Source organism: Pseudomonas sp. ASL4, from assembly GCF_056680395.1.
Map to the genome: position 1 here is coordinate 1,195,312 of NZ_CM155280.1, position 24,947 is coordinate 1,220,258.

At 61.1% G+C, this 24,947-nt stretch carries 18 protein-coding genes and 2 pseudogenes; 16 read left to right on the forward strand and 4 right to left on the reverse strand.

What is annotated here, in order from left to right; all coding sequences use genetic code 11:
* Positions 1 to 129 precede the first annotated feature (129 nt).
* Genes AC1MEW_RS05330 through AC1MEW_RS05340 form a run of 3 tightly spaced genes read left to right on the forward strand, consistent with a single transcriptional unit; the run spans position 130 to position 8,579 of the window.
* Positions 130 to 2,187: a methyl-accepting chemotaxis protein gene (locus AC1MEW_RS05330; RefSeq protein WP_201198551.1), complete on the forward strand. Its 2,058-nt coding sequence runs from the start codon at positions 130 to 132 to the stop codon at positions 2,185 to 2,187.
* Between the two features lie 49 nt (positions 2,188 to 2,236).
* Entirely contained in the window at positions 2,237 to 8,131 is a 5,895-nt protein-coding gene (locus AC1MEW_RS05335) for an Hpt domain-containing protein (RefSeq protein WP_480425600.1), read from the forward strand.
* Positions 8,124 to 8,579 carry a chemotaxis protein CheW gene (locus tag AC1MEW_RS05340; RefSeq protein WP_322269872.1) on the forward strand — a complete coding sequence of 152 codons (456 nt, stop codon included), beginning with the start codon at positions 8,124 to 8,126 and terminating at the stop codon, positions 8,577 to 8,579. The genes AC1MEW_RS05335 and AC1MEW_RS05340 overlap by 8 nt, the downstream gene beginning before the upstream one ends.
* Positions 8,580 to 8,711: 132 nt before the next feature.
* On the opposite strand, the gene AC1MEW_RS05345 is transcribed toward AC1MEW_RS05340, so the two are convergent.
* On the reverse strand, positions 8,712 to 9,089 hold the full coding sequence (locus AC1MEW_RS05345; protein WP_480425602.1) for a DUF6124 family protein: 378 nt from the start codon (positions 9,087 to 9,089) through the stop codon (positions 8,712 to 8,714).
* A 581-nt stretch (positions 9,090 to 9,670) separates the two neighbouring features.
* Between AC1MEW_RS05345 and AC1MEW_RS05350 the strand changes: the two are divergent.
* The 11 genes and pseudogenes from AC1MEW_RS05350 to madM all read left to right on the forward strand — a co-directional run bounded on the left by AC1MEW_RS05350 (position 9,671) and on the right by madM (position 18,301).
* Positions 9,671 to 10,299: pseudogene (locus AC1MEW_RS05350) on the forward strand (transcriptional regulator).
* A pseudogene (locus tag AC1MEW_RS05355) lies at positions 10,262 to 10,688 on the forward strand (hypothetical protein). Before AC1MEW_RS05350 ends, AC1MEW_RS05355 begins: the two co-directional pseudogenes overlap by 38 nt.
* 393 nt (positions 10,689 to 11,081) lie before the next feature.
* On the forward strand, positions 11,082 to 12,752 hold the full coding sequence (mdcA, locus tag AC1MEW_RS05360; protein WP_480425604.1) for a malonate decarboxylase subunit alpha: 1,671 nt from the start codon (positions 11,082 to 11,084) through the stop codon (positions 12,750 to 12,752).
* The gene (locus AC1MEW_RS05365; protein WP_480425606.1) at positions 12,753 to 13,610 is read left to right on the forward strand and encodes a triphosphoribosyl-dephospho-CoA synthase; all 858 of its coding nucleotides are present in this window, start codon (positions 12,753 to 12,755) and stop codon (positions 13,608 to 13,610) included. It begins immediately after the preceding gene.
* Positions 13,610 to 13,909: a malonate decarboxylase subunit delta gene (locus tag AC1MEW_RS05370; RefSeq protein WP_201198547.1), complete on the forward strand. Its 300-nt coding sequence runs from the start codon at positions 13,610 to 13,612 to the stop codon at positions 13,907 to 13,909. Before AC1MEW_RS05365 ends, AC1MEW_RS05370 begins: the two co-directional genes overlap by 1 nt.
* Positions 13,902 to 14,744 carry a biotin-independent malonate decarboxylase subunit beta gene (locus AC1MEW_RS05375; RefSeq protein ID WP_480425608.1) on the forward strand — a complete coding sequence of 281 codons (843 nt, stop codon included), beginning with the start codon at positions 13,902 to 13,904 and terminating at the stop codon, positions 14,742 to 14,744. The genes AC1MEW_RS05370 and AC1MEW_RS05375 overlap by 8 nt, the downstream gene beginning before the upstream one ends.
* Positions 14,741 to 15,529 carry a biotin-independent malonate decarboxylase subunit gamma gene (mdcE, locus tag AC1MEW_RS05380; protein WP_480425610.1) on the forward strand — a complete coding sequence of 263 codons (789 nt, stop codon included), beginning with the start codon at positions 14,741 to 14,743 and terminating at the stop codon, positions 15,527 to 15,529. Before AC1MEW_RS05375 ends, mdcE begins: the two co-directional genes overlap by 4 nt.
* A complete protein-coding gene (locus tag AC1MEW_RS05385) occupies positions 15,523 to 16,143 on the forward strand; it encodes a malonate decarboxylase holo-ACP synthase (RefSeq protein WP_322269868.1) in 621 nt (206 codons plus the stop codon). Before mdcE ends, AC1MEW_RS05385 begins: the two co-directional genes overlap by 7 nt.
* The gene (gene mdcH / locus AC1MEW_RS05390; protein WP_201198543.1) at positions 16,140 to 17,051 is read left to right on the forward strand and encodes a malonate decarboxylase subunit epsilon; all 912 of its coding nucleotides are present in this window, start codon (positions 16,140 to 16,142) and stop codon (positions 17,049 to 17,051) included. Before AC1MEW_RS05385 ends, mdcH begins: the two co-directional genes overlap by 4 nt.
* 67 nt (positions 17,052 to 17,118) lie before the next feature.
* Positions 17,119 to 17,535 carry a malonate transporter subunit MadL gene (gene madL / locus AC1MEW_RS05395; protein WP_201198541.1) on the forward strand — a complete coding sequence of 139 codons (417 nt, stop codon included), beginning with the start codon at positions 17,119 to 17,121 and terminating at the stop codon, positions 17,533 to 17,535.
* A 1-nt stretch (position 17,536) separates the two neighbouring features.
* Complete coding sequence (gene madM, locus AC1MEW_RS05400; RefSeq protein WP_201198539.1) at positions 17,537 to 18,301, forward strand: malonate transporter subunit MadM; 765 nt, start codon at positions 17,537 to 17,539, stop codon at positions 18,299 to 18,301.
* 152 nt (positions 18,302 to 18,453) lie between these two features.
* On the opposite strand, the gene AC1MEW_RS05405 is transcribed toward madM, so the two are convergent.
* Complete coding sequence (locus AC1MEW_RS05405; RefSeq protein ID WP_201256715.1) at positions 18,454 to 19,368, reverse strand: LysR family transcriptional regulator; 915 nt, start codon at positions 19,366 to 19,368, stop codon at positions 18,454 to 18,456.
* Positions 19,369 to 19,632: 264 nt separating this feature from the next.
* On the opposite strand from AC1MEW_RS05405, the gene trhA reads away from it, so the two are divergent.
* Complete coding sequence (gene trhA / locus AC1MEW_RS05410; protein WP_201198535.1) at positions 19,633 to 20,250, forward strand: PAQR family membrane homeostasis protein TrhA; 618 nt, start codon at positions 19,633 to 19,635, stop codon at positions 20,248 to 20,250.
* Positions 20,251 to 20,378: 128 nt separating this feature from the next.
* Here the strand turns inward: trhA and AC1MEW_RS05415 are convergent, their stop codons facing one another.
* Together AC1MEW_RS05415 and AC1MEW_RS05420 are read right to left on the reverse strand one after the other, a co-directional pair.
* Positions 20,379 to 21,098 (reverse strand): 16S rRNA (uracil(1498)-N(3))-methyltransferase, encoded by a 720-nt coding sequence (locus AC1MEW_RS05415; RefSeq protein WP_201198533.1) that lies wholly within the window; start codon positions 21,096 to 21,098, stop codon positions 20,379 to 20,381.
* Between the two features lie 205 nt (positions 21,099 to 21,303).
* On the reverse strand, positions 21,304 to 22,710 hold the full coding sequence (locus AC1MEW_RS05420) for an adenosylmethionine--8-amino-7-oxononanoate transaminase (RefSeq protein WP_201198531.1): 1,407 nt from the start codon (positions 22,708 to 22,710) through the stop codon (positions 21,304 to 21,306).
* Positions 22,711 to 22,933: 223 nt separating this feature from the next.
* Here AC1MEW_RS05420 and AC1MEW_RS05425 point away from each other — a divergent pair, with 223 nt between their 5' ends.
* Positions 22,934 to 24,715, forward strand: a complete 1,782-nt coding sequence (locus AC1MEW_RS05425) for a flavin monoamine oxidase family protein (protein ID WP_480425614.1) — start codon at positions 22,934 to 22,936, stop codon at positions 24,713 to 24,715.
* Positions 24,716 to 24,947 lie beyond the last annotated feature (232 nt).

Sequence of the window (24,947 nt, forward strand, 5' to 3'; positions counted from 1 at the left end):
CCGTTGGGCCGCGAAGCGGCCCCTCTTAACACAAAAGAAGGGGACTGCTGCGCAGTCCAACGGGAGCAAGCTCCCTCGCCACAGGTTTCTTGGTGAGTTCGAAGGGTGCTGGTTAACAGGCGAGGACCGATGACAAAAGCAAAAACAGGCAAGCCAGAAGGATCGCGCAGCCGTTCGCAGATTATCGTGCTGTTTATCGCGCTGATCGTCTTCATCATGCTGCTGTTCGCCAACTTCGCTTACCTCAACACTCAGGCAACCTACGACAAACAGTACATCGGTCACGCCGGTGAGCTGCGCGTGCTGTCCCAGCGCATCGCCAAGAACGCCACCGAAGCCGCCGCCGGCAAGGCTGCCGCGTTCAAGTTGCTCGGCGATGCGCGCAACGACTTTGCCCAGCGCTGGGGTTACCTGAAAAAGGGTGATCCGAGCACCGGCCTGCCGCCAGCCCCGTCCACCGTGCGCCCGGAAATGCGCGCCGTGCAGCTGGACTGGGAGCGCCTGCTGAAAAACACCGATGCCATTCTCTCCAGTGAACAGACCGTGCTGTCCCTGCATCAAGTCGCCGCGACCCTGGCCGAAACCGTGCCGCAGTTGCAGGTCGAGTACGAGAAGGTCGTCGAGATCCTCCTCCAACGCGGCGCCCCGGCGGCTCAGGTGGTGATGGCTCAGCGTCAGTCGTTGTTGGCTGAACGGATTCTAGGTGCGGTGAACACGGTGTTGTCCGGCGACGAAAACTCGCAACAGGCCGCCGACGCCTTCGGTCGCGATGCGGCGCGGTTCGGCCAGGTGCTCAACGGCATGCTCCAGGGCAATCCGGCACTGAAAATCAGCCAGGTTGAAGACAAGGATGCACGCGCCCGACTGAGCGAAATCGCCGAACTGTTCGAATTCGTCTCGGGCTCGGTGGATGAAATCCTCGAAACCTCGCCGGAGCTGTTCAAGGTCCGGGAATCGGCGACCAACATTTTCACCCTGTCGCAAACCCTGCTCGACGAAGCCTCGCACCTGGCCACCGGTTTCGAAAACCTGGCGGGCGGGCGCAACACCGACACCATCGGCGGCTACGTACTGGGTCTGTTGGCGCTGATGTCGATCATCCTTATCGGCCTGGTGATGGTCCGCGAAACCAATCGTCAGCTTCAGGAAACCGCCGAGAAGAACGAGCGCAACCAGAACGCGATCATGCGCCTGCTCGATGAAATTGAAGACCTCGCCGACGGTGACCTGACCGTGACCGCCTCGGTGACCGAAGACTTCACCGGGACCATCGCCGACTCGATCAACTATTCTGTCGACCAATTGCGCGACTTGGTGGCAACCATCAACCTCACCGCCGGCCAGGTCGCCGCCGCTGTGCAGGAAACCCAGGCCACTGCCATGCACCTGGCCCAGGCCTCGGAGCATCAGGCGCAGCAGATTTCGGAAGCCTCCACGGCGATCAACGAGATGGCGCAATCCATCGACCAGGTCTCGGCCAATGCCGCCGAGTCTTCCGCGGTGGCCGAGCGTTCGGTGGAAATCGCCAACAAGGGCAACGAGGTGGTGCACAACACCATCCATGGCATGGACAACATCCGCGAGCAAATCCAGGACACCGCCAAACGGATCAAGCGTCTGGGCGAGTCTTCCCAGGAAATCGGCGACATCGTCAGCCTGATCGACGACATTGCCGACCAGACGAATATCCTCGCCCTCAACGCGGCGATCCAGGCCTCGATGGCCGGTGATGCCGGGCGCGGGTTTGCCGTGGTGGCGGACGAAGTGCAGCGCCTGGCCGAGCGCTCGTCCGCCGCGACCCGACAAATTGAAACACTGGTGCGGGCGATCCAGACCGATACTAATGAAGCGGTGATCTCGATGGAGCAGACCACCACCGAAGTGGTGCGCGGCGCGCGGCTGGCGCAGGATGCCGGTGTGGCCCTGGAAGAAATCGAAGGCGTTTCGAAGACCCTGGCGGCGCTGATCCAGAGCATTTCCAACGCTGCGCAGCAACAGACGTCGTCAGCCGGCCAGATTTCCCTGACGATGAACGTGATCCAGCAGATCACCACGCAGACCTCGTCCGGCTCCACGGCGACGGCCGAAAGCATCGGCAACCTGGCGAAAATGGCCAGTCAGCTGCGGCGTTCTGTATCGGGTTTCACCTTGCCGACCGCGCCGGCCGAGGTCACGGACAAAGCCTGAACCGCCTGCGGGCGACTGCATTTTGAGTGAAGTGGGGATTGGAGTGGTTATGGGTGATCGGCACGACTATGTGGCCCTCGAGTGGGTCAAAGGCGAGATTGCCGAAACGCTGAAGCAGGCTCATCAAGCACTGGAAACCTTGCTGGATGACCCGCAGGCGACGTATGCGCTGGACGAGTGCCTGGGGTGTATCCACCAGGTTCACGGCAGTTTGCAGATGGTCGAGTTCTACGGTGCGGCCCTGCTCGCCGAAGAAATGGAACAACTGACCGTCGCCTTGCAACAAAACCGCGTCAATCATCGCGATGAAGCCATCCACCTGTTAAGACAGGCACTGGGGCAACTGCCAATCTACCTCGACCGGGTGCAAGGGGCACGACGTGACTTGCCGCTGGTGGTGCTGCCGTTGATCAACGATTTGCGCAGTGCCCGGGGTGAAAGCCTGCTGTCGGAAACCAGCCTGTTCAGCCCGCAACTGCCGCATTTGCCGGCGCTGGACAAGGAAGCCCTGGCGCTGCTGGAACCGGCGGAATTACCCAATGTGCTGCGCAAGTTGCGGCAAATGTTGCAGATGGCGCTGGTCGGTCTGTTGCGTGAACAGGATGGCGAGACCAATCTCGACTACCTGACCAAAGTCTTCGCCAGGCTCGAAGCGTTGTGCGGTGACGCGCCGCTGAGCCCGTTGTGGCAGGTCGCTTCGGCGCTGGTCGAAGGCATGCGCGGCGGCTCGATTGCCAACAGCCCGGCGCTGCGCAGTCTGTTCAAGAACGCTGACAAAGAACTCAAGCGCTTGCTGGAACAGGGCATGTCCGGCGTCAATCAGGCGCCACCGCCAGAGCTGTTCAAAAGCTTGTTGTTCTACATTGCCAAAGCCGAACATCCCACCGGGCAGATGCTGACTATGAAAGATCGCTACGGACTGGACGAAGCGCTGCCCGACAGCGCGATGGTCGACGAAGAACGCGCACGGCTGGCCGGCCCTGACCGCGATGCCATGCGCTCGGTGCTCGCCGCGCTGTGCGAAGAGCTGGTGCGGGTCAAGGAACGCCTGGACCTGTTTGTGCGCAGCGACCGCCAGCACACCTCGGACCTCGAAAGCCTGCTGGCGCCGCTGCGGCAAATCGCCGACACCTTGGCGGTGCTCGGTTTTGGCCAGCCGCGCAAGGTCATCATCGATCAACTGGCGGTGGTGCTGAGCCTCGCCCAGGGCCAGCGCGAGCCCAACGACGCGATCCTGATGGACGTGGCTGGCGCCTTGCTTTACGTCGAGGCGACGCTGGCCGGGATGGTCGGCACCGTGGAGCCGGAGAGCCAGGAAGAAAGTCGCCTGCCGACCACCGACCTGACCCAGATCCACCAGATCGTGATCCGCGAAGCACGGATCTGCCTGCAACAAGCCAAGGACATGATCGTCGACTACATCGACGCCGACTGGGATCGCCAGCAACTGCAGCCTTTGCCGGCGTTGCTGACCCAAGTGCGCGGTGCGCTGGCGATGATTCCGCTGAGCCGTGCCGCGAGCCTGATCGAAGCGTGCAACAGCTTCATTCGCGAACACCTGCTGGTGGACACCGATCATCCCGGTTGGCAGCAACTGGACAGCCTGGCCGACGTCATTACCAGCATCGAGTATTACCTGGAGCGTCTCAACGACGACCCGCAAGAGTCCAGTGAACAACTGCTCGACGTGGCGGAAAAGAGCCTGGCCGCGCTCGGGTTTTTCCCTAGCGAAAAACGGGTGCCGGTGCTCGAAGACGTGCTCAGCCCCAATGAAGCCCAGGTCATGCAGGATATGCAGGAACTGGATGATCCCGACACCGTGCAGTCGTTGGCCGATGTGCTGGCCAGCCCGGTTTCTGCTGTCAATCCACCGGCCCTGAATACGCCGGGCAGCCTATTGCCGCCGCCAGTGGACGAAGAACCGGTGGACGATGAGCTGCGGGAAGTCTTCCTCGAAGAAACTGAAGAGGTGCTGGAAGCCCTGCACGAATACCTGCCGCGCTGGTCGGCCAACGCTGATCACACAGGCGCATTAAGTGAGCTACGCCGGGCCTTCCACACCTTGAAGGGCAGTGGCCGGATGGTCCGCGCATTGGTGCTGGGCGAGCTGGCCTGGGCGATGGAAAACCTGCTGAACCGGGTGCTGGAACACAGCGTCGAGCCGGGACCAGCAGTGCAACAGTTGCTGACTGACGCGCTGAACCTGCTGCCGGAACTGGTCACCGAATTTGCCGCCAATGCCCAGCGTCAACGCGACGACGTGGACCGCTTGGCCGCTCGGGCGCACGCCTTGGCCAAGGGCGATGGGTCGCTGTCGGATGAGGACACCCAAGACGTCGCCGCCCTCGATCCGTTGCTGCTGGAGATCTTCCGCAAAGAGGCCGAAACCCATCTCGCCAGCCTCAATCGTTTTCTCGATCAGGCCGCCGAACATGTGCCACTGCAAGCCAGCGACGAGTTGCAGCGGGCCTTGCATACGCTCAAGGGCAGCGCCTCGATGGCTGGTGTGTTGCCGATTGTCGAACTGGCGGCGCCGCTGGACCAACTGGCCCGCGAGTACAAGGCGCACTTGATCGCCCTGGACCTGGATGAAGTCGAGTTGCTACTGGAAGCCGAAGGGCTGTTCCGCCTCGGATTGCGCCAACTCAAGACTGATCCGCTGGGCGAGATTCCCGGCGCTCGTTCGTTGATCGAGCGCACTCACACGTTGTTGGAAGAACACCTGCATTCCATTCTTACAGCACCAAACCGCGGCTTGCGGATCAAGCGCGATCCGCAACTGATCAACAACTTCCTGGCCCAGGGCATGGACATCCTGCTGGATGCCGAAAGCCTGTTGCGCCGTTGGCAGCAACACCCCGGCGAGCGCCAGGAACTCAGCGCGCTGCTGGACGAACTGACCACCCTCGGCGAAGGCGCGCACCTGGCCGATCTGCATCCGGTGGACGAACTCTGCGAAGCCTTGCTCGACCTGTATGGCGCGGTGGAAGAAAGCAGCCTGGCGGTCAGCGACGGGTTTTTCCATGAAGCGCAAAGTGCCCATGAAGCGCTGATCAATATGCTCGACGAACTGGCCGCCGGCCAGGAAGTCAGTTCGCAACCGGAGCGCGTCCGGGCCTTGCGCGATTTGCTCGATACAAGCCTCGACCCGTCGGCCACGGGGCTGATCCGCAGCGACGGCAGCCGGACGTTGAGCATTCGCGAACTGGGCAGTGCCACCGCTGAGCTGGCGCAGTCCTCGACTCGGGTTGAGCAGAATGACGAGATCGTTTCGATCTTCCTCGAAGAAGCGATGGATATCCTCGAAAGCGCCGGCCAGGCGTTGCAGCGCTGGTTGAGCGACCCGGACAACGCCGCGCCGCTATCGTCGTTGCAGCGGGATTTGCACACCCTCAAGGGCGGCGCGCGGATGGCCGAAGTCGTGCCGGTCGGTAACCTGGCCCACGAACTGGAACACCTTTATGAAGGTCTGGTGGATCGCCGCTACAGCCACAGCGAAGCACTGGCCCAGTTGCTGCAAACCAGCCATGACCGACTGGCGGTGTTGCTTGAGCAATTGCAAAAGCAAAAGCCTTTAGACGACCCGAACGAGCTGATCGAAGCGATTCGCGCGTTCCGCCACGGCAATGCCGGCACGGCTGAAACCGTCGAACCGACGCACGATCATGATTCGCCGGGCCACGATCCGGAGCTACTGGAAATCTTCCTCGAGGAAGGTTTCGACATCATCGAAAACTCCGGCGCGGCGCTGGTGCGCTGGCAGGCCGAGCCGTCGAATCGACAGGAAGTCGAGACCCTGCTGCGCGACCTGCACACCCTCAAGGGCGGCGCGCGGATGGTGGAAATCGCCCCGATTGGCGACCTGGCCCACGAACTGGAGTTTCTCTACGAAGGCCTGTCGGCCGGGGTGCTGCAACCGACGACGGCGCTGTTCACGCTGTTGCAAAGCAGTCACGACCGGTTGGCGCAGATGCTCGACGCCACTCGCGCCGGGGAACCTTGCCCGCCGGCGGATCGGCTGATCGATGCGATCAAGAACTTCAGCCACCCGGCCGTGCCCGAGGCGCCAGTGGTGGCACCGGCCACGGTCAAAGTCGAGACGCCAACGCCTGATGCCGGCGCCGACATGGTCAAGGTTTCGGCGGAATTGCTCGACGACTTGGTCAACCTGGCCGGGGAAACCTCGATCTTCCGTGGCCGTATCGAGCAGCAGGTCAACGATGCCCGCGTGGCCCTGAGCGAGATGGAAACCACCATCGAGCGGATGCGCGACCAGTTGCGTCGCCTCGACACCGAAACCCAGGGGCGGATTCTCAGCCGTCAGCAGGTAGAAGCTGAACGCCTGGGCTACGAAGAATTCGATCCGCTGGAAATGGACCGTCATTCGCAATTGCAGCAACTGTCTCGGGCACTGTTCGAATCCGCCTCCGACTTGCTCGACCTCAAGGAAACCCTCGACCGGCGCAATCAGGACGCGGAAAACCTGCTGCAACAGCAGGGCCGCATCAACACCGAATTGCAGGAAGGCCTGATGCGCACGCGCATGGTGCCGTTCGAACGGATGCTGCCGCGTTTGAAACGCATCGTCCGCCAGGTGTCCAGCGAGCTGGGCAAGGACGTGGAATTCGTCGTCGGCAACGCTGAAGGCGAGATGGATCGCAACGTGCTGGAACGCATGGCGCCGCCGCTGGAACACATGCTGCGCAACGCCGTGGATCACGGTCTGGAATCCACCGAAGCGCGGATCGCGGCGGGTAAACCGGCCCAGGGGCGGATCACCCTCGACCTGTCCCGTGAGGGTGGCGACATCATTTTCGACATCCGCGACGATGGTGCCGGAGTGCCGTTGGATGCGGTGCGGCGCAAGGCGATCAAGCGCGGCATGCTCGCGCCGGACAGCAACATCAGCGACCGTGACGTGCTGCAATTCATCCTGCAACCGGGGTTCTCCACCGCTGAAAAAATCACCCAGATTTCCGGGCGAGGCGTCGGCATGGACGTGGTGCATGAAGAGGTGCGGCAACTCGGTGGCACGATGAGCATCGACTCGACGGCGGGGCAGGGCGTGCATTTCCGCATTCGCCTGCCATTCACCGTGTCGGTCAATCGGGCGCTGATGGTGCAGTGCTTTGATGATCAATACGCGATCCCGCTGAACACCATCGACGGCATCGTCCGTGTGCTGCCCAACGAACTCGAAGGGCATTACCGGCTCGATCCGCCGACCTACAAATACGCCGGCCAGCACTATGAGCTGTGCTACCTCGGCGAACTGCTGAAAACCAGCACTCGGCCGAAACTGCTGGGCCAGAGCTTGCCGTTGCCGGTGTTGCTGGTGCAATGCAACGAGCGGCACATCGCGGTGCAGGTCGACTCAATGGCCGGCACCCGCGAGATTGTGGTCAAAAGCCTCGGTCCGCAATTTGCGGCGGTGCAGGGCTTGTCCGGGGCGACGATTCTCGGTGACGGCCGGGTGGTGCTGATTCTGGATTTGCTGGCGCCGATTCGCGCCATGCAGGCGCGTGTGCCGCAACAGTCGATGACTCAAGAGGTTGAAGCCGAGCCGCACAAGCCGCTGCTGGTGTTGGTGGTCGACGACTCGGTGACCGTGCGCAAAGTCACCAGCCGCTTGCTCGAACGCCACGGCATGAACGTGCTGACCGCCAAGGACGGGGTCGACGCCATGCTGCTGCTCGAAGATCACCTGCCCGACGTGATGTTGCTGGACATCGAAATGCCACGCATGGACGGCTTCGAAGTGGCGACCCAGGTCCGTGCCGACGAACGTTTGCAGCACCTGCCGATCATCATGATCACCTCGCGCACCGGCCAGAAACACCGCGACCGCGCCATGGCCATCGGCGTCAACGACTACCTCGGCAAGCCATACCAGGAATCGGTGCTGCTCGAAAGCATCGCCCTGTGGAGCAAAACCCATGCTTGAGCACCGCACCAGCAACCTCACCGGGCTGTTGCTGCCCTTGGCTGATCGCAATTTGATCCTGCCAAACGTCGCCGTCGCGGAGTTGATCGACTATCAGCCGGGGGCGTTCGACCTCGATACACCGCCGTGGTATTTGGGGTTGGTGACGTGGCGGGATCGGCAGATTCCGTTGCTGAGTTTCGAGTCGGCGTGTGGCAATAAAGTGGTGATTGGCGAGCGCGCGCGGATCGTCATCCTCAATGCCCTTGGAGGACGGCCGGAGTTGAAGTTCATTGCACTGCTGGTGCAGGGGATTCCGCGGTCTTACAAGCTCGATAGCCAGTTGAGCTATGTCGATGTGCCGTTGTGTTCGCTGGAACAGGCGGCGGTGCAGGTGGGGGAGCAAGTGGCGAAAGTGCCGGATTTGCTGGCGCTTGAGGAGTTACTTGTGAGTGCCGGGTTGGTCTGACCCGTACCCTGTGGCGAGGGAGCTTGCTCCCGCTGGGTTGCGAAGCAGCCCCAAAATCTCCAGCGAACCGATTATTTTGCGACTGCTGCGCAGCCGAGCGGGAGCAAGCTCCCTCGCCACAGGGGTTATGCGCTAGACCTTGGCGCGCATCTGCATCTGCAACGCCTCGTAATGATCCAACGCCTGCTCCACCAGCAACTGCACCCCATCCGCCAATCGACTAAGGGCCAAGGCCACCGAGCGGCGTGAGCCTTCCACATCGTCCGCCAGGTTGGCGGCAATCGCGCTGATGGACAGCAAGTCTTCGGAGGCGTTGGCGAGCAGGGCTTCGGCGTCGATGTCGGGGGCGACGTTGAAGAGCTGGTGTTTACGGCGCTTGGCCGGTTTTTCGTCAGCCGGGGGGAAGTAGTGAGCGAAGGCGCGGTCGGCGGCTTCTTTCATTTTTTCTGCATCGAGGGATGCTTGGGAATCGGTGCCGGATTCCGGGGGATTGGGGGTAGGTTTGAACATAGTGAAGCTCCGTCTAACGAGTTTTAGCTGCTCCATTAGGCTTCCAGGCGAAAGGGTGGCAGCTGTACGCGGGCTGGAAACCCGGGGTAAACGGACAAAACCCGGCAGACATTGAAGTCTCCCGCGCACAGCCGCCATAACGGAGTGCACACATTAAAGGTGCGCAAGCATACGTTAAGAACAGCGCTTTTGTGTCGTTTACACCTCGGGTTTCCAAGCCCGGTCGCTGAGTTGTCAGCGACCCGTAAACGATAAAGATCAACGCAAAACCCCACCAGTCAGCGGATTCCGGCATTGCTGTAGGCAGCGACGCCAGACTGTGTAGCCTCCAGCCGTTCATACGGACAAACGTTTAAACACAAAACCCCAATCGGCAGCCAGCGCTGTTGTGGCGAGGGGGCTTGCCCCCGTTGGGTTGCGAAGCAGCCCCAAAACCTGCAACCGAGGTGTATCAGGTACACCGCGCGCAATGGTTTTACGACTGCTGCGCAGCCGAACGGGGGCGAGCCCCCTCGCCACAGGGTTGAAGATTCCCAAAAAGGGACCTATCGTTCCCTTTTTGGGACTCATCGGTTGCCACTGTGAAAAACCTTTCCCTCAGCGAAGCCTTGTTCACAACTACTCAGCAAAAAGTACTGGGCTTATTGTTCGGCAAACCCGACCGCAGTTTTTACGCCAACGAGATCGCGCGCTGGGCGCAAGTGGGTAAAGGCAGCCTCATGCGCGAGCTGGATCGGTTGCAGCAGGCCGGCGTGCTGACCCTGACACGCCAGGGTAACCAGACCCACTATCAAGCCAATCCCGACTGCCCGATCTATGCCGAACTGCTGGGCATCGCCCGCAAGACCTTTGGTATTGCCGAGCCTCTGCGCCAAGCGCTGCAACCCTTTGCCGAACAGATCACCTGGGCCTTTGTGTACGGTTCCATCGCCAAGGACTCGGCAAACGCATCCAGTGACATTGATCTCATGCTGATCGGCGAAAGCCTCCACTACAGTGAAGTGATGGAGCGGCTCATGCCTCTGGAGGAACAACTGGGCCGCGTCCTCAACCCGACGCTCTACACCCCCGGCGACTGGGCCGCAAAACTGGCGGCTGAAAACAGCTTTGTCGTGCGGTAGCGCAGCAGGACAAGATCAACCTGATGGGGCAAAACCCTTTGGAGTCCAAGGATGGGCAGCAACGAGAATCTGGAGAACCTGTTACGTAGCGGTGGACTGAAAGCCGAGCCGTCGGACTCGCAAGGAGTGCGAAGGGCTGCTGCGTTCGGCGGTGGATCGATTGAAAGATGCGCAAACGCCTTCGCTGTCCTTCGCGAGTCGGTTCGACCTGGCTTACAACGCTGCCCATGCGCTTGCACTGACGGCGCTTCGCTTGTGTGGCTACCGTTCGGACAAGCGATATCTGGTGTTTCAGTGCCTGGTTCATACGGCTGATATTGGCAAAGTACAGGTTCGGTTGTTCGCCCTGTGTCATGAGCGACGGAACCTGGCGGAGTACGAAGGCTATATGGATGAAGATCCGGCGTTGCTGGCGCAGCTGTTGGAAAGTGCTGAGCAGCTTCTGATTCGTGTGCAGCAGCAGATGGCCGGGTTGTGATGCTCTGTCATTGAAAGTTGTGGTGATTGTTCTGGCCCCTTCGCGAGCAAGCCCGCGCCCACAGGTTTTGTGCACGCCGCAGATTAAATGTGGGAGCGAGCTTGCTCGCGATGGCGGCCTTCAATTCACCGCAGACCTGACCGGGCAATGCTGTGGCGAGGGAGCTTGCTCCCGCTGGGTCGCGAAGCGGCCCCAACCCCTGCAACCGAGGTGTGTCAGGTGCACCGCGTCATGGTTTTACGACTGCTGCGCAGCCGAACGGGAGCAAGCTCCCTCGCCACAGGGGTTTGCGTGATCGTTACGGTGAGCGTAACGATCCAACGCTGCGCTTGATTGATGCCCTGACACATCCCTCCTATGGTTACCCCACGACAGCGAACCCGTGGAGTGGTCATGACAACAACAATATCCCCCGACTCGCGATGGACGCGGCGGCACAGCGAGAAGCAGCGGCGTCTGGCGTTGGTCAAGGATCTGGCTGACGGTGTGGTGTTGCCCACCGACAAGATCGTTGCGGCGCTGGAGGCGTTGATCCTGCCCGGCGACCGTGTGGTGTTGGAGGGCAATAACCAGAAGCAGGCGGATTTTCTTTCGCGCTCGCTGGTCAAGGCTGACCCCGCCAAGCTGCATGACCTGCATATGATCATGCCCAGCGTCGGCCGCGCTGAGCACCTGGACCTGTTCGAACGCGGCATTGCCCGCAAGCTCGATTTTTCCTTCGCCGGTACCCAGAGCCTGCGCATCAGCCAGTTGCTGGAAGACGGCTTGCTGGAAATCGGCGCGATCCACACCTACATCGAACTCTACGCGCGGCTGGTGGTGGACCTGATTCCCAACGTCGTGCTCTCGGCCGGTTTCATGGCCGACCGCGCCGGCAACATCTACACCGGCGCGAGCACTGAAGACACTCCGGCATTGATCGAACCAGCCGCCTTCAGCGACGGCATCGTCATTGTCCAGGTCAATCAATTGGTGGACGACGTCACTGACCTGCCTCGCGTCGACATCCCGGCCTCCTGGGTCGATTTCGTCGTGGTGGCCGACAAGCCGTTCTACATCGAACCGCTGTTCACCCGCGACCCACGCCACATCAAGCCTGTGCACGTGTTGATGGCGATGATGGCGATCCGCGGGATCTACGAAAAACACAACGTCCAGTCCCTGAACCACGGCATCGGTTTCAACACCGCCGCCATCGAATTGATCCTGCCAACCTACGGCGAATCCCTCGGCCTCAAAGGCAAGATCTGCCGCAACTGGACCCTCAACCCGCACCCAACCCTGATCCCGGCCATCGAAAGCGGCTGGGTCGAAAGCGTGCATTGCTTTGGCACCGAACTGGGGATGGAAAACTACATTGCCGCCCGGCCCGACGTGTTCTTCACCGGGCGTGACGGTTCGCTGCGTTCCAACCGGATGTTCTGCCAATTGGCCGGGCAGTACGCGGTGGACTTGTTTATCGGCGCGACCCTGCAAGTCGATGGCGACGGTCATTCCTCCACGGTGACTCGCGGACGGCTGGCCGGTTTCGGTGGTGCGCCGAACATGGGCCACGACCCGCGCGGTCGCCGCCACAGCACGCCTGCCTGGCTCGACATGCGCCACGACGATGCACCGGAAGCCTTGCTGGAGCGCGGCAAGAAACTCGTGGTGCAAATGGTCGAGACCTTCCAGGAGGGCGGAAAACCGACCTTCGTCGAAACCCTCGACGCGGTGGAAGTGGCGCGCAAAAGCGGCATGCCGCTGGCGCCGATCATGATTTACGGCGACGACGTCACGCACCTGCTGACCGAAGAAGGCATCGCCTATTTGTACAAGGCCCGTTCGCTGGAAGAACGCCAAGGGATGATCGCCGCCGTCGCCGGGGTGACCGTCATCGGCATGCGCCACAACCCGAAAGACACCGCCCGTATGCGCCGTGAAGGCTTGATCGCCTTGCCCGAAGACCTCGGCATCCGCCGCACCGACGCCACCCGCGAACTGCTCGCGGCGAAAAGCGTGGCCGATCTGGTCGAGTGGTCTGGTGGCCTCTACAACCCTCCTGCCAAGTTCAGGAGCTGGTAAATGCACGCACTTAACCTGCAAACCAAAACACTGAGTTTGGCCGAACGGCTGGCGGACCTGGCGGTGGACGCGCTGATCGACGAAGCGGACCTGTCGCCAAAACCGGCGCTGGTGGATCGTCGCGGCAACGGCGCGCATACCGATTTGCACCTTGGGCTGATGCACGCCTCGGCGCTGTCCTTGTGGCCGGCGTTCAAGGAAATGGCCGAAGTGGCCATCGAATTCGGCGACGTCGGTTTACCGCTGCGCGAAGCTCTCGGGCGGATTGGCCGGGAAGGGGAGCAAGCGATGCTCGCCACCACCAACGGTGTGAATACCCATCGCGGGGCGATTTGGGCGTTGGGTTTGTTGGTCGCTGCTGCGGCACTGGAATCCACGAACACCAAGGCAAGCGCAGTGACTTTGCGTGCTGCGCGCCTTGCTTTGCTCGAAGACCGCTACGCCCCACGTCCGTTGAGCCACGGCGCCCAAGTCGCCCAGCGTTACGGCGCACGCGGCGCCCGTGAGGAAGCACAACTCGGCTTCCCTTCGGTGCTGCAACGCGCTCTACCGCAACTCCAACGCAGCCGCGCCTCGGGCCACGGGGAACAGAACGCTCGCCTCGACGCGTTGCTAGCGATCATGACCCAACTGGCCGACACCTGCGTGCTCTACCGCGCTGGCGAAGAAGGCCTGCAAACCATGCAACTCGGCGCCCAAGCCGTGCTCGACGCGGGCGGCAGTGCCAGCCTCGCCGGCCGTCGCCGGTTGCATGAGTTGGATGAACATTTAATTGCGTTGAATGCCTCGCCCGGCGGCGCCGCCGACTTGCTCGCCGCCTGCCTGTTTATCGACCGCATCGAGTCCGGAGCTTTCTGATGGAAACCTTATCCTTTGAATTCCCCGCCGGGCAGCCGCCCAAGGGCCGCACGCTGGTGGGCTGCGTCGGCTCGGGCGATCTGGAAGTGCTGATCGAACCGGGTGTGGCCGGCAAGTTGACGATCCAGGTGCAGACCTCGGTGAATGGCGCGGAACAGCGCTGGCAGCACCTGTTTGCGCGGATGTTTGACGGCCAGACACCGCCAGCGATGGCGATTGATATTCACGACTTCGGCGCGACGCCGGGCGTGGTGCGCTTACGTCTGGAACAAGGCTTTGAGGAGATCGGCCATGACTGATCTCCTTAACAAGCACAGCTTCGTGGAACTCGGCGCCCGGCAACGGGCGAAAGCCTTGCTCGACGCCGGCACCTTCCGCGAATTGCTCGACCCGTTTCAACGGGTCATGTCGCCATGGCTGTCGCGCCAAGGCGTAGTGCCGCAAGCCGATGACGGCGTGGTGATCGCCAAGGGCAGCATCGGCGGTTTGCCGGTGGTGATTGCCGCGATTGAAGGCGCCTTTCAGGGCGGCAGCCTCGGCGAAGTCGGCGGAGCCAAAATTTCCGGTGCGCTGGAGCTGGCCGCTGAAGATAACCGCAAAGGCATTCCAACCCGCGCTGTGCTGCTGCTGGAAACCGGTGGCGTGCGTTTGCAGGAAGCCAATCTCGGGTTGGCGGCGATTGCCGATATTCACGCGGCGATTGTCGATCTGCGCCAGTACCAACCGGTGGTTGGCGTCGTGGCCGGCAGCGTCGGTTGTTTTGGCGGGATGTCGATTGCGGCCGGGTTGTGCAGTTATTTGCTGGTGACCCAGGAAGCGCGGCTTGGCCTGAATGGCCCGCAGGTGATCGAGCAAGAAGCCGGGCTTGAGGAATACGACTCTCGGGATCGTCCTTTCATTTGGAGCCTGACCGGTGGCGAGCAGCGTTTTGCCAGTGGTTTGGTGGATCGCTATGTCGCTGATGACGTAGTGCAGATTCAGCAGCAGGTCAGCGAATTGCTCAAGCAGGGTTTGCCGGCGCAGCAACGTAGTCAACAGTCTGAGCTGTTCTTGCAGCGCTTGGCCCGGCTGGACGCCGAACCGCAAATCGAGCCGTCAGTGGTTCGCGATCTGTATCAAGGAGAACGCTCATGAGAGGTTTGAACTGGTTCAACGCCTTGAGCAACGGGGCAAAACCGGTCGACGGTTTGCCTGCTTCGTTGAAGGTTGCCGACGGTGTTTTGGGTGATCAACCGGTGCGGTTTATTGCCGTGGTGACCGACCCCGAAAACCGTTTTCCCCGCGCTCGCAATGGCGAAGTCGGCCTGCTGGAAGGCTGGGGTCTGGCCAAGGCTGTGGACGAAGTGATCGCCGCTGACGTTGATAAACCGAACAAGCGCGCCGTGATCGCCATCGTCGATGTACCGAGCCAAGCCTACGGTCGCCGCGAAGAAGCCCTCGGCATTCACCAAGCATTGGCCGGGGCGGCGGACAGCTACGCTCGCGCCCGATTGGCCGGCCATGCGGTGATTGGTTTACTGGTGGGCAAGGCGATGTCCGGGGCGTTTTTGGCCCATGGTTATCAAGCCAATCGACTGATCGCCCTGCGTGATCCGGGCGTGATGGTGCATGCGATGGGCAAGGCGTCGGCAGCGCGGGTGACCTTGCGCAGTGTCGAAGAACTGGAAGCCTTGGCCGCGAGCGTGCCACCGATGGCGTATGACATCGACAGCTACGCGAGCCTCGGGTTGCTTTGGGAAACCTTGTCGGTGGAACAGATTGAGCAGCCGACGGTGCAGGATCTGACGCGAGTGACTGAATGCCTGAGCCTGGCGATCAGCGATGTCGCCGCGAAGGGCCGCGACCTGAGCACCCGCTTGGGCGCCAGCAACCGGGCGGCATCGAGCAAGGTTCGCGAACTGCTGAGAGCGCAGTGGTGAACACGTTTCTGGCCCACGACCTGCTCTGGGGCATGACCCCGGAGCAGTTGCCTTTGGACGCGCCTGCGTGGGTGATCGAATCGCTGAGTGCCGGTCAGCCTGTGGTGGTTCGGCGTGCGTTGAGCGTGGTGGGTCAGGTTGCGGTTGGTGTGCGCGGGCCGTTGCGTGAACAGCGTTATGCGACGGCGATGTCGGTCGATGCGATTCAGCGTCGGGTAAAACCCGAAGATCTTTGTCATGTCTCGATTGATCGGGATCTGCCGGTATTGCGTGCGCTGACTCAATTGCGCGCGATGCTTGATATCAGCGGTTGGGTCTGGGGTATCAGCGGTAGCGCGGGGTTTGAATTGGCCAGTGGTGTTGAGGCGTTGCATGAGCACAGCGACCTCGACTTGATCCTGCGCACGCCGCAACCGATGAGTCGTGAACAGGCTCAGGAACTGGTGAAGATTTTTGATACCGCTGCGTGCCGGGTGGATATGCAATTGCAGACACCTCACGGTGCCATCGCCTTGCGCGAATGGGCCGGCCCTTCGCAGCGAATCCTGCTGAAAAACGCAATTGAAGCCTGTCTGGTGCTTGATCCCTGGAACCCTCAGGAGCGAGCAGCGTGAGCAGCTTGCTGGTGTTTCCCGGCCAGGGCGCGCAGCAGCCGGGCATGCTTCATCGCTTGCCTCGGGAGTCCGTGGACGAGGCGAGTGAAACCTTGGGCGAAGACGTGCTGCTGCTGGATTCTGCCGAGTCGTTGAAGTCGACTAGGGCGGTTCAGCTTTGCCTGCTAATCGCCGGAGTGGCTGCTTCACGGCAGTTGTCTTCGACGGCTGATTACGTGGCGGGATTGTCCATCGGCGCCTACCCGGCAGCAGTCATTGCCGGCGCCTTGGAATTCAGCGATGCCCTGCATCTGGTCAGCCTGCGCGGTGAACTGATGCAACAGGCTTATCCACAGGGCTATGGCATGACCGCGATCATCGGTCTCGATTTATCCACAGTGGAAAGCTTGCTGGCGCAGGTGCACAGCGCCGACACGCCGGTCTATCTGGCCAATATCAACGCCGATAACCAGGTGGTGATTGCCGGCAGCGACGGGGCGATGAAAGCGGTTGCCGAGTTGGCGAAAGGTCGCGGTGCAGGTCTGGCCAAACGTCTGGCTGTTAGCGTGCCATCGCACTGCCCGCTACTGGACTCTCCGGCGAAAACCCTGGCAGAAGCCTTCGCCAAAGTGACATTGAAAACGCCGACGATGGGCTACCTGAGCGGCAGTCGCGCACGGCCCATCATCAACCTTGAAGCGTTGCGCGACGACCTCGCTTTCAACATGTGCCGAGTCGTCGATTGGCGCGGCACGGTGCAAAGCGCCTACGAGCGCGGCGTACGTCTACAAATCGAACTGCCGCCCGGATCAGTACTGACCGGGCTGGCGCGCCGGGTGTTCGAGCAAGGCACCGTCATTGCCTTCGACGGTGCCCGCCTGGATACCTTGCAAGCGTTGCTGCGTGAGGAGGGAAACCGCCAACCCTAGAACACCGACTCAGGCTTGCGAAGCACAAAAACAACAACTTCGACGATGCACTTTGAGGACTACAACAATGATTATTTACGGTGTGGCGCTGCTGGCGATTTGTACGCTGGCAGGGGTGATACTGGGGGATGCGCTTGGCGTGTTATTGGGCGTCAAGTCCAACGTCGGCGGGGTCGGGATCGCGATGATCCTGTTGATCTGCGCGCGGTTGTGGATGCAAAAACGCGGCGGCATGACCAAGGACTGCGAGATGGGCGTCGGCTTCTGGGGCGCGATGTACATTCCGGTGGTGGTGGCGATGGCCGCGCAACAGAACGTCGTGACCGCGCTGCACGGCGGTCCGGTGGCGGTGCTGGCGGCGATTGGTTCGGTGGTGGTTTGCGGCTGCACCATTGCCCTGATCAGCAGGACCCATAAAGGTGAACCCTTGCCCGATGAACCGGCGGAAGTCACGCCGGTTGGCACGCCCGTAGGAGGCCGCTGATATGTGGGAACTCATTGATAAAGGCCTGACCAATAACAGCCTGGTGACCGCGTTCGCTTTCGTCGGCATCATCATGTGGGTGTCGGTGGTGGTGTCCAAACGCCTGACGTTCGGACGGATTCACGGCTCGGCGATTGCCATCGTCATCGGCCTGGTACTGGCCTGGGTCGGCGGCACCATGACCGGCGGGCAAAAAGGCCTGGCGGATCTGTCGTTGTTCTCCGGCATCGGTTTGATGGGCGGCGCGATGCTGCGGGACTTTGCCATCGTTGCCACGGCGTTTGAAGTGCAGGCCACCGAAGCGAAAAAGGCCGGGTTGATCGGCGCGGTTGCGCTGCTGCTAGGCACGATCCTGCCGTTCATTGTCGGGGCGAGCATCGCCTGGGCGTTCGGCTATCGCGATGCGATCAGCATGACCACCATCGGCGCGGGCGCGGTGACGTATATCGTCGGGCCAGTGACCGGGGCGGCGATTGGTGCGAGTTCGGATGTGGTGGCGTTGTCGATTGCCACTGGGTTGATCAAGGCGATTCTAGTGATGGTCGGCACGCCGATGGCGGCGAAGTGGATGGGGCTGGATAACCCGCGTTCGGCGATGGTGTTTGGCGGGTTGGCCGGGACGGTCAGCGGTGTCACGGCCGGGCTGGCGGCGACGGATCGGCGGTTGGTGCCTTACGGCGCGTTGACCGCGACGTTCCACACCGGGCTTGGGTGCTTGCTGGGGCCTTCGTTGTTGTACTTCATTGTTCGCGGGATTATGGGTTAAGCCCTGACTGCTTTTGTGGCGAGGGAGCTTGCTCCCGCTGGGCTGCGCAGCAGCCCCAACCACTACCACCGAGGTGTATCAGGTACATCCGGTGGTCTGGGATTGCGGGTGCTCCGCACCCGAGCGGGAGCAAGCTCCCTCGCCACAAGGTCTCAAGCCTGGCGATTGGCATACATCCGACACTCGGCTAACAGCGCCAGCAAATTCGGATCGCGTTCCTTGGCCTTCAAGAACACCACGCCAATGTGCTGCTGCAACCGGTACTTTTCCTGCAATGGAATCAGCTTCACCCGGTTCTCATACACCGCCGCAATCCTTCCTGGCAGCAACGCATAACCCACCCCCGAGCTGACCATGCTCAGCAGGGTGAAGATGTCGTTGACCTGCATCGCCACTTTCGGCTCGAACCCCGCCTGCTTGAACACGCGAATCCCGTCCTGGTGCGTGGCGAAGCCCTGGGTCAGGGTGATGAAGGTTTCGTCGCGCACTTCCGCGAGGTCGACTTCAGTCCGTTGGGCGAATTTCGAATCCGCCGGGGTAGCGAGGAAGATGTCGTCGGAGAACAGTTGGATTTGCTCGCAGTCCGGGTCGTTGACGCTGTCGTCCAAGGACACCAGGATCGCGTCGACTTCCATGTTCTTGAGCTTGTACAACAGGTCGATGTTGGAGCCGAGGATCAAGTCGATGTTGAGTTCGCTGCGGCGGATCTTCAGGCCCATGATCAGCTGCGGCACGGTCTTCACCGTCAGTGAATACAGCGAGCCAAGTTTGAAGCGCTCAGCCGAAAATCCGGCGGCTTCGCGGGTCAGGCGTACTGTTTCGACCACGTCCTGAATCAACTTCTGTGCCCGCTCTTCCAGCACGTAGGCGCTTTCCAGTGGCGTCAGGTTGCGACCTTCATGCTTGAACAGCGGGCAGCGCAGGGCGCTTTCCAGCGAGTGAATCGCCCGGTGCACGCTCACGTTGCTGGTCTGCAACTCGGCGGCGGCCCGGGCCAGGTTGCCGGTGCGCATGAAGGCGAGGAACACCTCGAGCTTTTTCAGGGTCAACTCTTCGTCGATCAGCATGGGCCGGACTCTTATTCGAATGGCTCGATTGTGCCCAATTCCTCCGGCGCACGCAGGCCTTTGTAGGAGCTGCCGAAGGCCGCGATCTTTTGATCTTTGGCGTCTTTAAGGGCGCCGGAAATCAAGATCAAAAGATCGCAGCCTCGTTTCTCTCGGCAGCTCCTACGCAGCGCCAATGGGGATATGTGTCTTGAAACATTGCGCTTTTAGTCTCAAGGGCTGAGCCTTGCGTAATGCAACAACGAATTTTGAGGTGAGCGATACATGTACCACGGGGAAAGATTGAACGCCTGGACCCATTTGGTCGGGGCGGTGGCGGCGTTTGTCGGGGTGGTGTGGATGCTGGTGATCGCCGGCATGGACGGTAACCCGTGGAAGATCGTCAGCGTGGCGATTTACGGGTTCACCTTGCTGGTGCTCTACAGCGCCTCGACCGTGTACCACAGCGTGCGCGGGCGCAAGAAAGAGATCATGCAGAAGGTTGATCACTTTTCGATCTATCTGCTGATCGCTGGCAGCTATACGCCGTTCTGTCTGGTGACCTTGCGCGGGGCGTGGGGCTGGACGTTGTTCGGGATCGTTTGGGGGCTGGCGCTGATTGGCATCCTGCAAGAGATCAAACCGCGTTCTGAAGCGCGGATTCTGTCGATCGTGATTTACGCGGTGATGGGCTGGATCGTGTTGGTAGCGGTCAAACCGCTGCTTGCGGCGCTGGGCACTGCCGGATTTGTCTGGCTGGCGTCGGGCGGGGTGTTGTACACCGTGGGGATTATCTTTTTTGCCCTGGACCATCGCCTGCGGCATGCCCATGGGATCTGGCATTTGTTCGTGATTGCCGGGAGCTTGCTGCACTTTGTGGCGATATTGTTTTATGTCCTTTGAACCTGTGGCGAGGGGGCTTGCCCCCGTTCGGCTGCGCAGCAGTCGTCATCCGGTCAGTGCGATGTGTGGTTGAAAAGATTAGGGCCGCTTCGCGACCCAACGGGGGCAAGCCCCCTCGCCACAGGGCCCTAGAAGTCACCCCATAACTGCTGGGCCACCGCCAACGCCACCACCGGCGCGGTCTCGGTGCGCAACACCCGAGGACCGAGGCGGGCGGCGTGGAAACCGCTGGCCTTGGCCTGATCCACTTCCACATCCGACAACCCACCCTCCGGGCCAATCAGGAATGCCAACGTCCCAGGCTTGGCATGACTCACCAACGGTTCCGCCACCGGGTGCAATACCAACTTCAACTCGGCCTCAGTCTGCTTCAACCAATCCGCCAGCAGCATTGGCGGATGAATCACCGGCACCGTTGAGCGCCCACACTGCTCGCAGGCGCTGATCGCCACTTGGCGCCAGTGCAGCCGGCGTTTGTCGGCGCGTTCGTCCTTGAGGCGGACTTCGCAGCGGTCGGTGAAGATCGGGGTGATTTCGGTGACGCCCAGTTCGGTGGCTTTCTGAATCGCCCAGTCCATGCGCTCGCCACGGGACAAACCCTGGCCGAGGTGGATCTGTAGCGGCGACTCGATTTGCCCGCTGAAGCTTTCATCGATCTGCACCGTGACGCGTTTCTTGCCAACGTCTGCCAGCGTGCCGCGAAACTCGTGGCCCGAGCCATCGAACAATTGCACCGCATCACCCTCGGCCATGCGCAACACGCGGCTGATGTAATGCGCCTGGGCTTCGGGCAACTCGTGCTCGCCGGTGCTCAGGGGGGCGTCGATAAAGAAGCGGGACAGTCTCATCTTGGGTCTCTGTAAAAAGTCGAATGAAGCTTGGCACAGGTTGGTGATCAGCTTTTGTGGCGAGGGAGCTTGCTCCCGCTCGGCTGCGAAGCAGTCGTAAGCCCAGTCAACGCGGTATTTCTGATACACCGCGTTGGATGGGGTTGGGAGTCCTTCGGCCTCCAGCGGGGGCAAGCCCCCTCGCCACAGGGTTATTCAGTGACTGTTAGCCCGGATCACGGAAGCCCGGGTGAAACTCTTTCGGCACCGAAACGCTGACGCTGTCACGGGTCGCGATATCGATCCCTTCACTGGCCACTTCAGCCAAAAAGTCGATCTGCTCCGGCGTTATCACGTACGGCGGCAGGAAATACACCACGCTGCCCAGCGGTCGAAGTAAAGCACCGCGCTCCAACGCATGCTTGAACACTTTCAAGCCGCGACGCTCCTGCCATGGGTAGGCTTCTTTGGTGGCTTTGTCCTTGACCATCTCGATGGCCAGCACCATGCCGGTCTGGCGCACTTCCGCAACGTTCGGGTGATCCACCAGGTGCGCGGTAGAGGTCGCCATGCGCTGGGCCAGGGCCTTGTTGTTTTCGATGACGTTGTCTTCTTCGAAGATATCCAGCGTCGCCAATGCCGCCGCGCACGCCAGCGGATTGCCGGTGTAGCTGTGGGAATGCAGGAAGGCGCGCAGGGTCGGGTAGTCGTCGTAGAACGCGCTGTAGACATCATCGGTGGTCAACACGGCCGCCAACGGCAGGTAGCCGCCGGTCAGGGCCTTGGACAGGCAGAGGAAGTCCGGGCGGATGCCGGCCTGTTCGCAGGCGAACATCGTCCCGGTGCGGCCGAAGCCGACGGCGATTTCGTCGTGGATCAGGTGCACACCATAGCGGTCGCAAGCCTCGCGCAGCAGTTTCAGGTACACCGGGTGGTACATGCGCATGCCGCCCGCGCCTTGAATCAACGGCTCGAGGATCACCGCGGCGACGGTGTCATGGTTCTCGGCCAGGGTCTGTTCCATGGCGGCGAACATGTTGCGCGAGTGTTCTTCCCAGCTCATGCCTTCGGGGCGCAGGTAGCAATCCGGGCTCGGCACCTTAATGGTGTCCATCAGCAGGGCTTTGTAGGTTTCGGTGAACAGCGGCACGTCGCCCACTGCCATCGCCGCCATGGTCTCACCGTGGTAGCCGTTGGTCAGGGTGACGAAGCGCTTCTTGTTCGGCTGGCCGCGGTTGAGCCAGTAGTGAAAGCTCATTTTCAGCGCGACTTCGATGCAGGACGAACCGTTATCGGCGTAGAAGCACCGGGTAAGGCCTTCCGGGGTCATCTTCACCAGGCGCTCGGACAACTCGATCACCGGCTGATGGCTGAAACCGGCGAGGATCACGTGCTCCAGTTGATCGACCTGGTCCTTGATGCGCTGGTTGATCCGCGGGTTGGCGTGGCCGAACACGTTGACCCACCAGGAACTGACGGCGTCGAGGTAGCGTTTACCTTCGAAGTCTTCCAGCCAGATGCCTTCACCGCGCTTGATCGGGATCAGCGGCAGCTGTTCGTGGTCTTTCATCTGGGTGCAGGGGTGCCACAACACGGCCAGGTCCCGTTGCATCCACTGATTATTCAGGCCCATTTACAGTCTCCTCGAGGCGGTCCGCGGCAGGCGCGGGCAAACAATCGCGCAAGCCTATGCAATGCTTCGCGCCGGGACAACCCATTGTGTCGATTGAGCTACTTTGTAGGGGGCGGTAGACGTCGCTGGCGGCGTTTTGATGGCTAACGTATTCTTCGCGGTTCTTTGGGCCGATTGGCCCGTAAAACTGCTTTTTTCTCGTGTATTTTCCGGAGTTCGCTGAATGTCTGCTGGTTGGCTGCGCGCCTGTGCGCTGGTGATGTTGGGGCTGTTCAGCGTTTCGGCGCTGGCCAAGGATAAAACCGCGATCGTGATCGGCGGCGGGCTTTCGGGCCTGACCGCCGCTTACGAACTGCAAAATAAAGGCTGGCAGGTCACCGTGCTGGAAGCCAAGCCAAGCCTGGGCGGTCGCTCCGGCATGGCCACCAGCGAGTGGATCGGCAACGACAAGACCCAACCGGTGCTGAACAAATACGTATCGACCTTCAAGCTCGGCACCTCGCCGGCGCCTGAGTTCGTGCGCACGCCGGGCTACTTGATCGACGGCGAATACTTCACCGCTGCCGACCTGGCCACCAAGCAGCCGGCCACCGCCGAAGCGATCAAGCGCTACGAAAAGACCCTGGATGATCTGGCGAGCTCGATCACTGACCCGCTAAACCCGGCGGCCAACAGCACACTGTTCGCCCTGGACCAGATCAACGTGTCCAACTGGCTCGATCGTCTGAACCTGCCGGCTACGGCTCGTCAGTTGGTGAATCAGCAGATTCGTAGCCGTTATGACGAACCTTCGCGCCTGTCGCTGCTGTATTTCGCACAACAGAGCCGTGTGTACCGTGGCGTTTCCGACCGTGACCTGCGCGCTTCGCGCCTTATCGGTGGCAGCGCGGTGTTGGCCCAGGCCTTCGTCAAACAGCTGAAAACCATCAAGACCAACTCCCCGGTTTCTTCGATCACCCAGGACAAGGATGGCGTAACCGTCAAAGTCGGCAGCGTCGGCTACCAGGCTGATTATGTTGTGCTGGCGGTGCCATTGCGCGCACTGAGCAAGATCGACATGATCCCGGCGCTGGATGCGCAGCACATGGGCGCGATCAAAGGCACCAACTACGGCTGGCGCGACCAGATCATGCTGAAGTTCAAGACGCCGGTGTGGGAAAGCAAGGCGCGGATGTCCGGCGAGATCTACAGCAACGTCGGGTTGGGCCTGTTGTGGATAGAACCGGCCCTGAAGGGCGGCGCCAACGTTGTGATCAACATTTCCGGCGACAACGCACGGGTGATGCAGGCCTTCGGCGACAAGCAGATGGCTGATCAGGTGCTGATTCGTCTGCACGCTTTTTATCCACAGGCGCGCGGTTCGTTTACCGGTTATGAAATCCGCCGCTACAGCACCGACCCGTCGACGGGTGGCGCTTACCTGGCCTTCGGTCCGGGTCAGATCAGCAAATACTGGCGCCTGTGGGAGCGTCCGCTGCAACGCGTAGCCTTTGCGGGCGAACACACCGACACCTTGTACCCGGGCACTCTGGAAGGTGCGTTGCGTACCGGTGAGCGTGCGGCCAGTCAGGTTGAAGACCTCGCGGCAGGCAAGTCGTTTGAGCCGGTGAAAGTTGTCCCGGCGGCGGTAGCGACTGCTGCGGCAGGCGCGGTAGTGGCGAAGAAAGGTAATTTCTTCACCAATCTGTTCGGTGGTTCTGACGACAAACCAGCACCGACCAAGGCACCAGAGCCAGTAGCGCCGGTTGCTCCAGCCCCGGTACCTGCACCAGCTCCGGCGCCAGTCCCTGCTCCGGTTGAAGCACCGAAACCCGTAGTGCCGGTGAAAGCCGAGCCAGCCAAAAAAGCCGCGACCAAACCGGCGGCGAAGAAGCCTGCGGCTAAAACCGAGGCCAAAAAGGCTCCGGTGAAGAAAACCACACCCGCGAAGAAGCCAGCGGCCAAGCCTGCTGAAACTGTCCCGGCAGCAACGACGCCGGCAGCCACTGACACCAAAGCGCAGTAAGCGTTGGGACTAAAGAAACGCGGCGTAAATGCCGCGTTTTTTTATGCCCGAAGAAAACCGACATCAAGCATCGAATAAACCTGAAGGCCGAGGTGTTCTTTGGTTGGCCTTCATTTTTTATTACACATTGGTCTTTAATCTCTCCTTAACTCGGCTATTTCAGACTCTTGATCGTATTTCTCGATATTTCAAAGCGAAATTTTCCGCTTTAAATCGATAGATAACTCGATAG

Excerpts from the sequence above, each read along its gene's own strand:
- AC1MEW_RS05330 (WP_201198551.1), top strand. The coding sequence starts at position 130 with ATGACAAAAGCAAAAACAGGCAAGCCAGAAGGATCGCGCAGCCGTTCG.
- AC1MEW_RS05335 (WP_480425600.1), top strand. The coding sequence starts at position 2,237 with ATGGGTGATCGGCACGACTATGTGGCCCTCGAGTGGGTCAAAGGCGAG.
- AC1MEW_RS05340 (WP_322269872.1), top strand. The coding sequence starts at position 8,124 with ATGCTTGAGCACCGCACCAGCAACCTCACCGGGCTGTTGCTGCCCTTG.
- AC1MEW_RS05345 (WP_480425602.1), bottom strand. The coding sequence starts at position 9,089 with ATGTTCAAACCTACCCCCAATCCCCCGGAATCCGGCACCGATTCCCAA.
- mdcA (WP_480425604.1), top strand. The coding sequence starts at position 11,082 with ATGACAACAACAATATCCCCCGACTCGCGATGGACGCGGCGGCACAGC.
- AC1MEW_RS05365 (WP_480425606.1), top strand. The coding sequence starts at position 12,753 with ATGCACGCACTTAACCTGCAAACCAAAACACTGAGTTTGGCCGAACGG.
- AC1MEW_RS05370 (WP_201198547.1), top strand. The coding sequence starts at position 13,610 with ATGGAAACCTTATCCTTTGAATTCCCCGCCGGGCAGCCGCCCAAGGGC.
- AC1MEW_RS05375 (WP_480425608.1), top strand. The coding sequence starts at position 13,902 with ATGACTGATCTCCTTAACAAGCACAGCTTCGTGGAACTCGGCGCCCGG.
- mdcE (WP_480425610.1), top strand. The coding sequence starts at position 14,741 with ATGAGAGGTTTGAACTGGTTCAACGCCTTGAGCAACGGGGCAAAACCG.
- madL (WP_201198541.1), top strand. The coding sequence starts at position 17,119 with ATGATTATTTACGGTGTGGCGCTGCTGGCGATTTGTACGCTGGCAGGG.
- madM (WP_201198539.1), top strand. The coding sequence starts at position 17,537 with ATGTGGGAACTCATTGATAAAGGCCTGACCAATAACAGCCTGGTGACC.
- AC1MEW_RS05405 (WP_201256715.1), bottom strand. The coding sequence starts at position 19,368 with ATGCTGATCGACGAAGAGTTGACCCTGAAAAAGCTCGAGGTGTTCCTC.
- trhA (WP_201198535.1), top strand. The coding sequence starts at position 19,633 with ATGTACCACGGGGAAAGATTGAACGCCTGGACCCATTTGGTCGGGGCG.
- AC1MEW_RS05415 (WP_201198533.1), bottom strand. The coding sequence starts at position 21,098 with ATGAGACTGTCCCGCTTCTTTATCGACGCCCCCCTGAGCACCGGCGAG.
- AC1MEW_RS05420 (WP_201198531.1), bottom strand. The coding sequence starts at position 22,710 with ATGGGCCTGAATAATCAGTGGATGCAACGGGACCTGGCCGTGTTGTGG.
- AC1MEW_RS05425 (WP_480425614.1), top strand. The coding sequence starts at position 22,934 with ATGTCTGCTGGTTGGCTGCGCGCCTGTGCGCTGGTGATGTTGGGGCTG.